We start from the raw sequence: 14841 nt of genomic DNA on the forward strand, positions 1-14841 counted from the left end.
CTTTGCCAAAAGAAGCCCCTCTCGTATTCGATGACTAGAATTCAGGCATCTGTTTTAATTCGCGGTAAATGGCAGGGCCGAAATTCAGGAACGTTTTTGTTTTGTTCACATATCGATGGCACTTATTTCGCAATCGCTATAGGTTGAACCATGCAAAATACGATTCGCATCGTCGGCATCGATCCCGGGCTTCGTCGCACCGGCTGGGGAGTGATCGACACATCAGGCAATTCCCTGCGGTTTGTGGCATCTGGAACCGTGACCTCTGATGGAGACATGGACCTTGCCTCCCGTCTCTGCCAGCTGCACGACGGCCTGGCGGAGATGGTCCACAGCTATAAGCCGGATGAAGCCGCCGTCGAACAGACCTTCGTCAACAAGGATGCGGTGGCAACCCTGAAGCTTGGCCAGGCCCGTGGCATCGCCATGCTGGTGCCGGCACGTGCCGGGCTGCCGGTCTCCGAATATGCCCCGAACGCCGTCAAGAAGGCCGTCATCGGTGTCGGCCATGGCGAAAAGCACCAGATCCATATGATGTTGAAGATCCTGATGCCGAAAGTCGAATTCAAGGGCGACGACGCCGCCGACGCCTTGGCGATCGCCATCTGCCATGCGCACAATCGCGGCAGCAACCGGATGCGCCAGGCACTGGCCGGTTAATCTATACTTGACTTGTTCCCATCTGCTGAGAGACCCGACCCATGATCGGCAAGCTGAAAGGCACCATAGACGAGATCGGCGAAGACTATGTGCTCGTCGATGTGCACGGCGTCTGCTACGTCGCCCATTGCTCGGCCCGCACCCTGTCCAAGCTCGGCTCGGCCGGCGAGGCCTGCGTGCTGTTTATCGAAACCTATGTGCGTGAGGACCAGCTGAGGCTCTTCGGCTTCATGACCGCGCTGGAGCGGGAATGGTTCAACCTGCTCCAGAGCGTCCAGGGCGTCGGCGCCAAGGTGGCGCTCGCCGTGCTCTCGACGTTGACGCCAGGCGAACTCGCCAATGCGATCGCCCTGCAGGACCGCGCCGCCGTCTCGCGTGCGCCGGGCGTCGGTCCGAAAGTGGCGATGCGTCTTGTCACCGAGCTCAAGAACCGGGCGCCGGCCTTTGCCGGCGAAGCGATCAATATCGCTCTCAAGCAGGAACTCGGTGAAGGCGTCGCGGCAGCACCCGTCGCCGATGCGGTGTCCGCACTGACCAACCTCGGCTATTCCCGCGACCAGGCCGCGAATGCGGTTGCCGCGGCAATGAAGGCGGCGGGCGATGGCGCCGACAGCGCCAAGCTGATCAGGCTGGGATTGAAAGAGCTGGCGCGGTGATCTCCTTGAATATATCGCAATTCCTTACTAAACTTGAATGGTAAGGAGATCCGCATGAATATCTACTACGGTACGATGACATCGAAGGGCCAGACAACAATTCCGGCTGAAGTTCGTGAATTGCTGAATCTGAAGTCCGGCGACAGGATCCGCTACATCCATCGCGATGGCGAAATCATCATGAAAGCCAAGAACAAACGCGCCATCGACCTTGCAGGCAAGTTTCACGATCCGAACCGACCGACGATCACTTTGACGGAAATGGACGAGGCGATTGGGGAAGCCATCGCCGATCACGCGACTAGTGCAAGATGATTGGCCTCGACACCAATATTATGCTGCGCTTCCTCCTGAAGGACGATGTCGTCCAGACGGAGAAGGTCACAACGCTCTTCGCGAGCCTGTCCGATACGGCACCCGGCTATATCAGTTGCATCACGCTGATGGAATGCGCCTGGTTCTTGAGACAACGGATCAAGCTGAAGAGAGAACAGATCATGGAGGCGATTTCGGACTTGTTGGACTCGGCCGACCTGATCCTTGAAGATGAAAGAGTAGTCGAGGAGACGCTCGCAATCATGGTGCGGACAAATGCAGAATTTGCAGATGTCTTCATCGCCCTTCGTAATCGTGATGCGGGCTGCGTGACAACCAGGACATTCGATGCCCAAGCCGCAAAAACCATACCTGGAATGGAACTTTTGACATGAGCGACTCCGCCCGCCTGATATCGCCGGAAAAGCGGGGCGAAGACCTTGATATCACGTTGCGCCCGCAATCGCTGGACGAGTTCACCGGCCAGGCGGTAGCGCGCGCCAATCTCAAGGTCTTCATCGAGGCGGCGAAAAACCGAGGCGAAGCGCTGGACCATGTGCTCTTCGTCGGTCCGCCAGGCCTCGGCAAGACGACGCTGGCGCAGATCATGGCCAAAGAGCTCGGCGTCAACTTCCGCTCGACGTCGGGCCCGGTGATCGCCAAGGCCGGCGATCTCGCTGCCCTGCTCACCAATCTCGAGGAGCGCGACGTGCTCTTCATCGACGAGATCCATCGCCTCAACCCCGCCGTCGAGGAAATCCTCTATCCGGCCATGGAGGATTTCCAGCTCGACCTCATCATCGGGGAAGGCCCTGCGGCTCGCTCGGTGAAGATCGACCTGTCGAAATTCACGCTGGTGGCGGCCACCACCCGCCTTGGCCTGTTGACGACGCCGCTGCGCGACCGCTTTGGCATTCCGGTGCGCCTGAGCTTCTACACAGTCGAGGAGCTGGAACTGATCGTGCGCCGTGGCGCGCGGCTGATGAACCTGCCGATCACCGAGGAGGGCGCCCGCGAGATCGCAAGACGCGCCCGTGGCACCCCGCGCATCGCCGGCCGGCTGTTGCGGCGTGTGCGCGACTTTGCCGAGGTGGCAAGGGCAGAAGCCGTCACCCGCGAGATCGCCGACGAAGCGCTGACCCGCCTGCTGGTCGACAATGTCGGCTTTGACCAGCTCGACAAACGTTACCTCAACATGATCGCCGTCAATTTCGGCGGCGGCCCGGTCGGCATCGAAACCATTGCCGCTGGCCTTTCCGAACCGCGCGACGCGATCGAGGACATTATCGAGCCCTACATGATCCAGCAGGGTTTCATTCAGCGCACGCCACGCGGCCGTGTTCTGACCGCAATCGCGTGGAAACATCTGGGAATGCAACCACCTAAGGATATGGAGGCTGCGCAGTTCCGGCTGTTCCAGGAGGACAATTGAGTGATCACCCGCCGCGGATTTTTCAAGGTTCTCGGCGGCAGTGTCGCAGGCGTCATGTCGCTCGGTGGTTATGCCTTCGCTTATGAACCGCTCGCGCGTCTCGCCATCACCCACTACCAGCTGACGCCGCCGGGCTGGACGCCAGGGCTCAAGCTGCGCGTCGTCGCGCTCGCCGATCTCCATGCCTGTGAACCCTGGATGTCGGCAAGCCGCATTGCCGCGATCTGCCACAGGGCGAATGAACTCGAAGGCGACATCACCGTCCTGCTCGGCGATTACGCCGCCGGCATGAACATGGTGACGCAGTACGTGCATTCGAGCCAATGGTCGAAGGCGCTCGCCACCTTGCAGGCCCCTCTCGGCGTCCATGCGATCATGGGTAACCACGATTGGTGGGAGGACAGGACCGCTCAGAAGAACGGCGGGATGGAAACATTCGGACACCGAGCCCTCGCCGACGTGGGCATTCCGGTCTATGGCAACCGCGCCGTTCGGCTCGAAAAGGATGGCCGCGGCTTTTGGCTGGCAGGCCTCGAGGATCAACTGGCGCTGCTGCCGGGCCGGAAGTGGGGCCGCACGCAGATGCTCGGCCTCGACGATCTCGATGGAACGATGGCTCAGGTGACGGACGATGCGCCCGTCATCCTGCTTGCCCATGAACCCGATATCTTTCCGCGCGTGCCCGAGCGCGTCTCGCTGACGCTATCGGGCCACACCCATGGCGGACAGATCCGTCTCCTCGGCCGTTCACCGATCGTGCCCTCGCGATACGGCAATCGCTACGCCTATGGCCATATGATCGAGGAGGGGCGTAATATCATCGTTTCCGGTGGCCTCGGCTGCTCGATTGCACCGGTCCGCTTCGGCGTGCCGCCGGAAATTGTCGTGATCGATCTTGGATAAGAATGGCATGACCAAGCGCACTCTCATCCGCCTGAATGCGGGCGCTGAGCGTTTCAACTATCGCATCGCCGGCCTCGGCTTTCGCGATGGCCACGTGCTCGTTCATCGCGCCGTGCATGAACCCTTCTGGACCTTTCCAGGCGGCAGGGCGGAAATCGGCGAGACGTCGGAGGAAACGCTCAAACGAGAGATGGTGGAGGAACTGGGCGTCGAAGTCACTGTCTTCCGCCTGCTGTGGATCGTCGAGAATTTTTTCCACTACGAACAGCGCGACTGGCATGAACTCGGCCTCTATTATCTGATGGACATCCCGGCGGAATTCCCCTTCCGGCCGGGCGAAATCATCCATCGGATCGAGGACGGCGACAACTATCTCGAATTCAAATGGGTGCCAGCAACGCGTAGTGCCCTGACCACACTCGACATCCCGCCCTATTTCATCGCCGATGAAATCGAGAGCCTGCCCATTGCGCCACGTCATCTCGTCTGGCGGGACGGCGATCTCGATGACAAGAACTGATGCAAGCAATTCAAGGTGTTACAGCGTCTTTTGCGCGCCTCAAAAGGCGCGCGGCGCTGTAGCCAAAAGCGCTTAAAGAGGAGATGCGCCGATGCCGACCTTCGATCCTGTCAGGCCATTCCGAAAACTTGCCTACAACAACGCCCTTGCCAACCGCCGGCTGCTTCAAGCCTGCGCGACATTGAAGCCCGGCGAATTCGAAGCGCCGCGCACCAGCTTCTTCCCCTCGATCAAGGAAACCTTGAACCACATCATCACGGTCGATTGGTTCTATGTCGACGGCCTGGAAGGCGGAACGCTCGGGCTCAAGGCCTTCGAGGCCGACGAACCATTCGATGACGTTTCCTCGCTGGCAGAAGCACAGGCGAGGGTCGATCAGCGCCTGGTGGCACTTTGCGAGGCCCTGACGCCGCAGAGGCTCACCTCGACCATCAGCCTCCATCGCGGCGCCCGCATCCAAGAAGAGCGGATGGAAGACGTGATCGGTCACCTCTTCCAGCATCAGACCCATCATCGCGGCCAGGTGCATGCGATGCTCTCCGGCACCAGCGTCGCTCCGCCGCAACTCGACGAATTCATCGTTGCCGACGATGCGCGGTTTCGTGGCACGGAACTCACCGCGCTCGGCTGGAACGAAGAAACGCTGATGCGCTGATTTCAAAGTGTTAAAGCGACCTTAGCGTCCTATCGGACGCGCTGCGCTTTAGTCCTGCAGTCGTCTCTTCAGGCCGTCGATGATCGTCTTCGTGAGAAGGTCGTAATTCTCGTCGAAGTGATGATCGCCGGGCAGTTCGATGACCTCGGCGCCGCTATCTTTCAGCGCCGGACAGGCGACATCATCATCGTCGTCCTTGCCGTAGATGCATTGCACGAGCTTCGGATCGATATTCTTCAGATCGCCGACGGGATCGCCTCCCGCGCCTTCCGTCTTCTGGCCGAGCCAGCCGAGAACGGAGATGACGTAGTCGACTTCGTGCGAAAGCGACAGCAGCGACAATTGCGCCACCGCCGACTTTTCGGCTGGCTTGAGGAGCTGGTAGGTGGCGGGCACGACATCGGCACCGAAGGAATAACCGACGAGCAGCACATGCTTCACCTTCCACTGCTTGCGGTAGAAATCGATGATCTTCGAAAGATCGGCGGCGGTCTCCTCCGGCTTGCGCTCCGACCAGAAATAGTGGAGCGAATCGACGCCAACGACCGGAATACCTTCCTTCTGCAGCGTGCCGCCGACCTCCTTGTCGATGTCGCGCCAGCCGCCGTCGCCAGAATAGATCACCGCCATCGTATCGAAGGCGGGGGTCGCCTCGAGCACAGCCAGCGGCAGGCCAAGCGGGTTGCCGAAGGCGCCGGAGGCAGTGACGAGATCGTCGAGCGTATCGGCAAACGCCGTCTGCGCATCGTCGGTGGAGTCGCGGATCTCGATCGCGTCATGGGCCTTCTTCAGCGCCTCGGCATGCGCCCGGCCATCCTTGTTGGCATCAGGCGTGAAGACGGTAATGATCGGGTCCGGCAGGACGCCGTCGCTGAGGCCATATACGGTGCGTTCGCCGACCACTTGCTTGGACGCCGGCGTGCAAAGCGCCTGGGCAAGCGGAATGCCGGCGACCGGATTAACGGCAAGTGTCTGGCCGATCGTCGCATCCGGCGTTTGCGCGGCGATCGCCAGCGCCAAGGCCCCGCCCTCGCCGATGCCGGCGACGATTGGCAGGTGATAGGCGTTGTTGCCGGTCGCGCGCTGCACCTGCTGGCTGAGCGATTCGATGTCCGACACCATGTAGACACAGCCGTCGTTGAGGCTGACGTCGTACCGGCTGAGCGCCTGGATATAGGATGGAAAGTCGACGCCGATGACGACGGCGCCTTCGGCGACCAACCTGTCGGCTTCGGCCTTCTCATAGTCGCCCCAGCCGGCGGCATCCGAGATCAGCATCACCGTGCCCTTCACCCCCCCTTCCGGCAGGAAGATGTGCGGCGACGGGATGAGCCCGGTTTCGAAGCTTTGCGTGGTTTCCTCGGCGGCATCAGCCGGTGCGGCCGCGAGCATGCAGGCGCATGCCGTGGCAAGAAGGATTGTCCTGATCATTTTCTCACTACCCCTTTCAATCCGCCCCCAATCAGAAATGTCGCGTCCATCAACGCGATCATCGGATTGCCCCCTCCGGAGACCGCAAGATAGCGCGGTTGCCAGTGCGGATGAAACTTGGATTTGAATGCCCGAAGGCCTTTGAAGTTATAGAAGCGCTCGCCGTGTTCGAAGACGGTGCTGCCGATGCGGTCCCAGACGGGCGCCGCCTCGCGTTTCGACATGCCGGAGAGCGGCGCCATGCCGAGATTGAAGTGGGTAAAACCCTGCCCTCGCAGATATTCCATGATCTGCACGAAGAGAAAATCCATCGAGCCTTTCGGCGCGTCCGGCGAGAAGCGCATGAGATCGATCGTGCCCTCCTGTCTGGATTCGGTCACGAGGATATTGGCGAAGGCGACGATCCTGCCGTCCTTTTTCAGGATGCCGACCGGCTGCGAGGAGACATAATCGGAATCGAAGGCGCCGAGCGAGAAGCCCTTTTCCTTGGCATTGTGAAGCTCGAGCCAGGCCGTCGAAACGGCGGCTAGTTCATCGATGACGGAAGACACGTCCTGCGGTTCGACGACGGCGAATTCCAGCCCGTCGCGCTGGGCGCGGCTTGCCGTCTGGCGAAGGTTCGCCCATTTGCCGCCCTTCATCTCGAAGGTCCTCAGATCGGCCACCGCCAGTTCCCCGAGCTTGAAGGCGCGAAGGCCGGCATCGGCGCAATGGGACAGCAACGCCGGCGATATCTGGTAGAACACGGCCCGGCAGCCAGCGGCACGCGCCGCTTCGACGAAACGCCAGACGAGTTCCTGCACGGCGCGATGGTCGCCGACCGGATCGAACAGCGCGATCCAGGAGCGGCCCTGCCGGCCATACATGATGAAGGCGTCGCCGTTTTCCGAAAACATGATGCTCTTGTCGCCCATGCGCACCAGATTGGCGTCGGCGTTGCCCTGCTTCATGACGATCTCGACGGCACGCACCAGCGCCTCGTCCGTCGCCTGCTCCGGCCGGAAGCTCGCCGGCCGGAGCAGGCTGAAGACGGCGATCGCCGACGAGATGATGGTGATGCCGAGTACGGCGCGCAGCCCGCGCGGCGCTTCGGCCGTAAATTCGAACTGCCACCAGAGCTGGTTGCTGTATTCGACGTCGCGATAGACGAAGAGCAGGATGACGACGGCGCCGACGACGATCACGGCGATCGCCATCAACCAGGACGCAGTCAGCGCCTGGTTGAGCAGCGAGGCCTGGCGGGTAAAGAGCCGGCGGCTGACGAAGAGCCCGAAGATGAGGAAGGCGAGAAAAGCGGCTTCGACGAGCGCGATCGCCTTCAGCAGCGACAAAGTCAACGCAGCAAGCGCCGAGAACACGGCCACCCACCAGGCGCCGTCGAGCCGCTGGCCGAGGCCGCGCGCGGCGACGACGAGCGCCAGCCCCAGCAGGCTGGAGAGGAAATGTGCCCCTTCGACCATCGGCAGCGGCAGATAGTTGGAGAGGAATTCGAGGTTCTGGTCCGGCGTCGGCGTGACGCTCGAAAACACCAGCATGACGCCGAGCAGCAGCGCGAGAGCCGACAGCAGCTGCGGCATCAGTCGCCCGCCGATACGTCGCATACTGGAGGCGGCCGGATGGTCGACGAAACGACGCAGCTCCGCCGCCGAGACCGCGAGCACGGCGATCAACAGCGGCAGCACATGGTAGACCAGCCTGTAGAGCACCAGCGATCCGAGCACGGCATCGATGTTCACCGCGCTGCCGAGCGAGGCGATGATCACGGTCTCGAACACGCCGAGCCCGGCCGGAACATGGCTGAGCACGCCGAGACCGACGGCGATCGCATAGACGGCGAGGAAGACCGGCCAGCCGATTGCCGTCTGCGGCAGCAGCACGTAAAGCACCGACGCCGAGGCGGCGATATCGAAGGCGGTCACGAGGAACTGGCGCGACCAGGTACGCGAATCCGGCAAGCGGATTGCGACGGGGCCAAGATCGAGCACACGCCCGTCACGGCCGATAATCATCACCGCGCCCAGAATGGCGACGATCGAACCGGCGATCAGCCGCAGAAGGAAGGGGCTCACGCCGACGAGCGGGCCGATTTCGTCGGCGATGACGATGAGGGCGATCGCCGCGACGCCCGCAAGACCCAGTCCGAAGGACAGCGTGACGAAGGCGATGATTCGGCCGATATCCTCCGGCGAGAGCCCGAGGCGCGTATAGGCGCGGTAGCGGATCGCGCCGCCCGAAAGCGCGCCGAAACCGGCAGTATTGCCGACGGCATAGGCGCTGAACGCCGTCAGCGCCACATGCGGAAAGGGCAGCTTCTTGCCGATGTACTCGATGGCGTTGAGATCGTAGAAGATCAGCGAGAGGAAACTGAGCGCCGTGAAGAACAGCGCAAGCAGGATCGCGCTCGGCCTGGTCGCCGCCAGCGCACCGACGACGTCGTCATAACGCACCTCGTTGGTAAGCTGCATAATCGCGTAACCGACGAGGCAGAAGACCACCAGTGACGCGGCTGCCATCAGCGGGGTTCTGTAACGCCTGAAAAGCCCGCGAAAAGAAAACCCGTCCGTTTCTTCCATCTCTTCCAAATTGCCGTGCCCCGACATCTCGTACCCTGCTGCAACTTCCAGCTTGGCGGGAATCATTTCGAAAGACGTAACATGAGAGGCATATAAGCTCTATGAAGCCATGCCGCTGCTACCCCAGCCCCGCCGCCTGCGCCTCCATCATCCTCAATTGGGGCGAATTTGCGCTGGCAGGCGGCGCGGCGCATTGCATTTTAGTAAGCTTCGGAAGAGCCTTGCGCTCGACGGAGAATTGAGACGCGGGAGAATGGTTCGATATGCAGGATGGTCCGGCCTTCGTGATGCTTGCCGTCGGACGTCTGCTGCTGGGTGGCCTCTATGTCGCTGGCGGCATTCATCATTTTTTCGTTATCGTGCCGCTGACCGAGGCGATCGAAACCCGCGGCGTCCCTTTTGCAAAATGGGTGCTGGTCTTGGGCAGCATATTCCAGATCGTCGCCGGCATCCTGCTGATGCTCGGCCTTTTTGTCGCGGCAGCGGCATTCGGTCTCATCATCTTCACGCTGGCCGCCACCGTCATGCTGCTGAATTTCTGGGAGATGCAGGGAACGGCACGCGACAGCGCGATCAATACCTGGAAAACCAACACGGCGATCATCGGCGGCCTGCTGATCGCAGCCGCCGGCGCGATGTGAGGCGGTTCACGCCGCCGGCTCGCCGCCCGCCCGCGCATGGGCGGCGTAGCGCGCGACGGCAGCATCCACCTCCGCGTCGCGATCGCCTGCCACCTGCACCGTCGGCACGGCGAATTCGATACCGTTTTCCTGGAAGGCATTGCGGATCATCGCCAGCGCATTGCGGCGGATGACGAATTGCTCGCCAGGCTTCGTCATCATCGACAGCCGGATTTCGATCGCGAATTCGCCGAACTGCTCGACACCCTTCATCTTCAGCGTCTCGATGATATGAGGACCGAATTCCGGATTTTCGAGCAGCGTCTGCCCGATCTGCTTGATCACCTTCTTCGCCTTGACGAGATCGGTGTCGTATTTGACGTTGAGGCTGATCTTGTCGATCGTCCAGTCGCGATTGAGGTTCTTCACTGCGCCGAGTTCACCGAAGGGTACAGTCGTCAGCGGCCCGCGATGATGCCTGAGCTTCACCGAGCGTAGGCTGAAGGCCTCGACCACGCCCTTGTGGCTACCGCTTTCGATATATTCGCCGATGCGGAAGGCATCGTCCCAGAGATAGAACATGCCGCTGATGACGTCTTTGACGATCGTCTGCGCGCCAAAACCGACTGCGACGCCGACGACACCGGCGCCGGCGATCAGCGGCCCGATCTCGATACCGAGGCCGGAGAGCACCATCAGAACGGCAATGACGGCGATCACGACGGCGAGAATATTGCGGAAGATCGGCAGCAGCGTCTGTATCCGCGCGCGTTTGGCCTTTTCCTCATCCGTTGCTCCGCCATCCACGGATGAATCGAGCAGCTTGCCGTCGATATAGGCCTTGATGACATGCCAGAGCAGATCGGCGGCAAGCAGGATGACGATGCCGCCGATCACGCCGCGCGCGATCTTGTCGATCATCGTTTCGCCCGCGGCCATGGTATCGGCGCCGACGCCGAGCATATGCCCAAGCCAGATGGCGGCAACGGCAATGATCAGCGCCCGCACGCCACGGTCGAGCAGCACGGCTGCAATGCGGCGCGTGGCAAGGAAGCTCGCTTCGGTCTGCTGCAGCGATTTTACCGCAATCGTCGAGACGGCAAGCACGCGCGGCAGCAGCAGTACGTAAATGCCGAGCCAGAGCAGCCAGTTGAAGCCTGCGACCCAGAGGCTCCAGAGCAACAGGAAATAGACGGTGAGCGCCCAGGAGGTCCCGTGACCACGCTTCTCGTCCTTGTGCGGCCGCGACCAGACCGCCTCGATGGCGATCAGCAGCAGGCCGATGCCCAGGATGTAGCCGACGAGGAGCCGCACACTCGGGGAATAACCGAGCGGCTCCATCGACTGGATCACCGCCCAGCCGAAAATGAAATAGATGACGAAAGTCGCACAGCGCCGATACCAGAAGAATGCAACCGCGCGCGCCGGCATGATCGGATCAGTGATACCCTGCCGTTCTTCCTCCACCCGCGCAAGCCCGATGAGATCGACCAGCACGCCGCCGAGACAAATCGTGAAGCGCTGGACCACAAGCGCGACAACGCAAACGATCGCGATGCTCTGGCTGACCGGCGGCCAGCTGACGCTGAGAAGAGCAAGCGCCGTCGCCACTGCGAAGATCAGCGCCGGTATGACGCGCGGGGCGAGATGCATGCCCGCCATCTGCGCCGCCTGGCGGCGGCGGCGGAAGGCATAGCGGGCAATGCGCTCGACGATGGTGCCGAGCAGGAAAATCGCCAGAAACTGCGCCACCATGCGCGACCATCCGGTGGCGGCGATTTCACCGAAGAACAGCGAGGAAGCATGGCCGACCTGCGAGGGCAGCGTCATCGCCGCGTCGGAGACCATCGAGACGTGCCGGCGAGCGTGCTGGAGCAGACCTGACAGCACCGACATCTGGTCGCTGGCCGCCGAATCGCTCGCGGGCGCCGTCGCCATTTGCGTCGACATCCATTGTTTGACCTGAGGAGTCTGCATGAGCTCCATCATCTGACGCACTTCGGCCGGCGGGGCGGCCGCGGCCGGCACTTGCGCCGGCGGCGTCTGGGAAAAGACAGGCGAAACCGCCGAAAAAAGCGCAAGCAATGCCAGTATGCCTGATATGACGGCCTTCAAGCCCCCTGCCATGCCACGCTCCATGACCGCCTCCAATGAAATGTCGGTCGCTTGTGCAAAGCAGCGCCGACACTTTGCAATGGATACTCGCGACCGTTGCCGCCAGCAAGCAGTAGGGAAACCATACCGATGGCTAGTAAAGGCAAACGTCGCCGCCTCCTCGAAACGAAGCACTGCGCTCGCTACTTCAGGATGACGGCTTTGTCGGAACGGTGAGTGAAGTCGCTTGCCTTCAGGATTTCGCGGCCGGTTTTTCCACGTGGCCGCCGAAGCCCGCACGCATCGCCGACAGCACCTTGTTGGCGAATTCGTCATTGTCGCGCGAGGAGAAGCGACCGTAGAGCGCAGCGCTCAGCACCGGCGTCGGCACGCTTTCGTCGATTGCCGCCATGATCGTCCAGCGGCCTTCGCCGCTGTCCGAAACGCGGCCGGCATATTTCGATAGTGCGGGGTCAGCATGCAGCGCATCGGCCGTGAGATCGAGCAGCCAGGAGGTGATGACGCTGCCGCGGCGCCAGACTTCGGCGACATCCTGAAGGTTGAAGTCGTATTGGAAATGTTCCGGATGGGCGAGCGGCGCGGTTTCCGCATCGGTCTCATGCGAGGCTGCGCCGATATTGGCGTGTTTCAGGATGTTGATGCCTTCGGCATAGGCGGCCATCAGGCCATATTCGATGCCGTTATGCACCATCTTGACGAAATGACCGGCACCATGCGGACCGCAATGCAGGTAACCCTGCTCCGCGGTGCTGGCCGCAGCCGCTTCAACGCTCCGGTTCGGCGAGGCTTCCGTCTTGCCAACGCCGGGTGCCAGCGTCGCGAAGATCGGGGAAAGGTGTTCGACGATACCCTTCTCGCCGCCGATCATCAGGCAATAACCGCGCTCGAGGCCGAAGACGCCGCCGCTTGTGCCGACATCGACATAGTGGATGCCCTTGGTGATGAGGTCGGCGCCGCGGCGGATGTCGTCATGGTAATAAGAGTTTCCGCCGTCAATGACGATATCGCCATTCTCAAGCAGCGGCACCAGGCTCGCCAGCACCTTGTCGACGATCGCCGCCGGCAGCATCAGCCAGATGGCGCGTGGATGGGTGAGCTTCGAGACGAACTCCTGGAGCGAAGCACTGCCGGTCGCACCGAGGCCTGCGAGCTCGGCAACGCTTTCCGGCCTGGCGTCGTAGACGACGCATTCGTGACCGCCTCGCATCAAGCGCTGGACCATATAATTGCCCATGCGGCCCAAACCAACCATGCCAAGCTGCATAATGAATCTCCTGGAAACCGAAATGAAGTATCGAATCCGGAAATTAGCACCCGCAGTGTGACAGGCAAGCGAAGTCTCGGTGATATTGGCGAATGCGACGATTGCGCCACTGACCTCCTTGAGACCGACGTCCTGTCAAATGTCCGGCGCGCTGGCCGGCTCACCCTTCATTTCGCTGAGGAACATGCCCTCGCGCAGATTGATGGCATATTCGACAAAAGCCTTCATGCAGCAAAGCATCTGTGTCCAGCCTTCGCAGTTGAGATAGCTGCCGCGCCGGCCAGCATTGTCTTCGCGCCAGCCGGTCTCGGCAATGGTCACCAAGGTGCCACCGTCTTCCAACGGCTTGAAGTTCATCTCGACCAGCGTCTTGTACCTTGCTTCGTCCTCGCCGGTGCCGCCATCCCAGCGCAGCACGATGCGACTTTCCGGCACCAGTTCGACCACCTCGACCGGCGCATCCTTCCACCAGGTCACCGTCGTGCCCTTCACGAGCGGCGCGCTCGCCCCGCCAATCGTGGTGAAATAGCTGCTGAGCTTCTTCGGATTGACGACGGCATCGAACACCTCTGCGACGGGGCGGCCGATGCGGCCGGAAACGCGGATTCCGAGAGACATGACACTTCTCCTCTTCTCCATTGTGGCTGTTTCCGTTGTGCTTGGCTTCATTATGTTATAAAAACATAACATGTCAAGCGAATCAACCGACGATCCTGTCTTCAAGGCGCTGGCGCATCATCGCCGCCGCGAAATCCTCGATCTGCTCAAGGATGCCCCCCGAACCACAGGGACCCTCTGCGAGATGTTTCCGCAGACGGACCGCTGCACGGTGATGCAGCATCTGAAGGTGCTGGAGGAGGCCGACCTGGTCATCGCCAGGAAGGAGGGCCGCGAGCGCTGGAACCACCTGAACAGCCTGCCGATCAAGCATATCTATGACCGCTGGATCAGCGCCTATGCCGGCCATGCGCTCTCTATCCTCGACCGGCTGAAAGGCGACCTGGAAGGTCAGCCTGAATAATGACCCGGCGTCAAACCGCCTTGCCGCCCGGTCCGCCGAAGCCTTATGCTGGCAAAAACGGCACGGGATCAGACGGATGACGATATCGGGAGCCGGCATACGCCGCATGCGGCTGCTGCGCAGCATGAAGCAAGGACATCTCGCCGAGCTCCTCGGCGTCAACCAGGCGACGATCTCACGCTGGGAGCGCGATCAGCTCGCCCTATCACCCGAACAGGCCGTCAAGCTGGAACGGATTTTCGCCTCGCCGCGACATGCAGCAGTCGATGCGGCGCTGAAGCGGTTGGTCGAGGATTCCGTCCGGCCAGTGCATCTGATCTGCGACCGCACCCACCGGCTGCTCTCCGCCTCCCGCCCGCGGCAGGCGGAGTGGCGGGCGCCGCTCGGCGCCTTTCTCGGCCGCTCTCTGTTCCCCTACGCTTCCGCCGAAATCGCCGCCGCCGAGCAGTCGCTGGAGGAGCACGGTTGGCATGCGGGCAGGCTCTCGTCGCTGACCCTCGATACCGGCGCCAACGGCAATGCTCTGCTGCCGATCGCCGCCGGCCGCGTGACCTGGGAAAGGATCATGCTTTCCGATGGCAGCGCCGGCCGTCTCGTCACGACCATCGGCTGAGCCTGCAGCTTTCCTGCATTCCCATGCATAATTTATGCGTTGTCTGGAAACCTTAGTCTTTAT

At 61.6% G+C, this 14841-nt stretch carries 16 protein-coding genes; 11 read left to right on the top strand and 5 right to left on the bottom strand.

Annotation, left to right across the window (positions count from 1 at the left end; genetic code table 11):
• The first annotated feature begins 150 nt into the window (after positions 1–150).
• The 8 genes from ruvC to AB8B31_RS17565 all read left to right on the top strand — a co-directional run bounded on the left by ruvC (position 151) and on the right by AB8B31_RS17565 (position 5141).
• Entirely contained in the window at positions 151–660 is a 510-nt protein-coding gene (ruvC, locus tag AB8B31_RS17530) for a crossover junction endodeoxyribonuclease RuvC (RefSeq protein WP_018243449.1), read from the top strand.
• Between the two features lie 41 nt (positions 661–701).
• Positions 702–1316 carry a Holliday junction branch migration protein RuvA gene (ruvA, locus tag AB8B31_RS17535; RefSeq protein ID WP_018243450.1) on the top strand — a complete coding sequence of 205 codons (615 nt, stop codon included), beginning with the start codon at positions 702–704 and terminating at the stop codon, positions 1314–1316.
• Between the two features lie 54 nt (positions 1317–1370).
• Complete coding sequence (locus AB8B31_RS17540; protein ID WP_018243451.1) at positions 1371–1631, top strand: AbrB/MazE/SpoVT family DNA-binding domain-containing protein; 261 nt, start codon at positions 1371–1373, stop codon at positions 1629–1631.
• Entirely contained in the window at positions 1628–2026 is a 399-nt protein-coding gene (locus AB8B31_RS17545; protein ID WP_017968120.1) for a PIN domain-containing protein, read from the top strand. The genes AB8B31_RS17540 and AB8B31_RS17545 overlap by 4 nt, the downstream gene beginning before the upstream one ends.
• Positions 2023–3063: a Holliday junction branch migration DNA helicase RuvB gene (ruvB, locus tag AB8B31_RS17550; protein WP_018243452.1), complete on the top strand. Its 1041-nt coding sequence runs from the start codon at positions 2023–2025 to the stop codon at positions 3061–3063. Before AB8B31_RS17545 ends, ruvB begins: the two co-directional genes overlap by 4 nt.
• The gene (locus AB8B31_RS17555) at positions 3064–3966 is read left to right on the top strand and encodes a metallophosphoesterase (protein WP_018243453.1); all 903 of its coding nucleotides are present in this window, start codon (positions 3064–3066) and stop codon (positions 3964–3966) included.
• Positions 3967–3973: 7 nt separating this feature from the next.
• On the top strand, positions 3974–4486 hold the full coding sequence (locus tag AB8B31_RS17560; RefSeq protein ID WP_018243454.1) for an NUDIX hydrolase: 513 nt from the start codon (positions 3974–3976) through the stop codon (positions 4484–4486).
• Positions 4487–4577: 91 nt separating this feature from the next.
• A complete protein-coding gene (locus AB8B31_RS17565) occupies positions 4578–5141 on the top strand; it encodes a DinB family protein (RefSeq protein ID WP_018243455.1) in 564 nt (187 codons plus the stop codon).
• A gap of 48 nt (positions 5142–5189) precedes the next feature.
• On the opposite strand, the gene AB8B31_RS17570 is transcribed toward AB8B31_RS17565, so the two are convergent.
• Both AB8B31_RS17570 and mprF read right to left on the bottom strand, forming a co-directional pair.
• The gene (locus tag AB8B31_RS17570; RefSeq protein ID WP_439007476.1) at positions 5190–6572 is read right to left on the bottom strand and encodes a virulence factor family protein; all 1383 of its coding nucleotides are present in this window, start codon (positions 6570–6572) and stop codon (positions 5190–5192) included.
• Positions 6569–9172, bottom strand: coding sequence for a bifunctional lysylphosphatidylglycerol flippase/synthetase MprF (mprF, locus tag AB8B31_RS17575; protein ID WP_018243457.1), 2604 nt, complete (start codon positions 9170–9172; stop codon positions 6569–6571). Before mprF ends, AB8B31_RS17570 begins: the two co-directional genes overlap by 4 nt.
• Before the next feature lie 236 nt (positions 9173–9408).
• Here mprF and AB8B31_RS17580 point away from each other — a divergent pair, with 236 nt between their 5' ends.
• Positions 9409–9786 carry a DoxX family protein gene (locus tag AB8B31_RS17580; protein WP_018243458.1) on the top strand — a complete coding sequence of 126 codons (378 nt, stop codon included), beginning with the start codon at positions 9409–9411 and terminating at the stop codon, positions 9784–9786.
• A 6-nt stretch (positions 9787–9792) separates the two neighbouring features.
• Here AB8B31_RS17580 and AB8B31_RS17585 read toward each other — a convergent pair whose 3' ends face one another.
• The 3 genes from AB8B31_RS17585 to AB8B31_RS17595 form a co-directional block, all read right to left on the bottom strand.
• On the bottom strand, positions 9793–11904 hold the full coding sequence (locus tag AB8B31_RS17585; protein WP_018243459.1) for a mechanosensitive ion channel family protein: 2112 nt from the start codon (positions 11902–11904) through the stop codon (positions 9793–9795).
• 208 nt (positions 11905–12112) lie between these two features.
• Positions 12113–13144: a phosphogluconate dehydrogenase (NAD(+)-dependent, decarboxylating) gene (gene gnd / locus AB8B31_RS17590; RefSeq protein ID WP_018243460.1), complete on the bottom strand. Its 1032-nt coding sequence runs from the start codon at positions 13142–13144 to the stop codon at positions 12113–12115.
• 135 nt (positions 13145–13279) lie between these two features.
• Positions 13280–13762 (bottom strand): SRPBCC domain-containing protein, encoded by a 483-nt coding sequence (locus tag AB8B31_RS17595; RefSeq protein WP_018243461.1) that lies wholly within the window; start codon positions 13760–13762, stop codon positions 13280–13282.
• Positions 13763–13832: 70 nt separating this feature from the next.
• Between AB8B31_RS17595 and AB8B31_RS17600 the strand changes: the two genes are divergently transcribed.
• Complete coding sequence (locus tag AB8B31_RS17600; RefSeq protein ID WP_018243462.1) at positions 13833–14165, top strand: ArsR/SmtB family transcription factor; 333 nt, start codon at positions 13833–13835, stop codon at positions 14163–14165.
• Positions 14166–14241: 76 nt separating this feature from the next.
• Positions 14242–14778, top strand: coding sequence for a helix-turn-helix transcriptional regulator (locus AB8B31_RS17605; RefSeq protein WP_018243463.1), 537 nt, complete (start codon positions 14242–14244; stop codon positions 14776–14778).
• Positions 14779–14841: the final 63 nt, after the last annotated feature.

The organism is Rhizobium sp. 62_C5_N11_2 (assembly GCF_051811185.1).
Lineage (GTDB): Bacteria > Pseudomonadota > Alphaproteobacteria > Rhizobiales > Rhizobiaceae > Rhizobium > Rhizobium leguminosarum.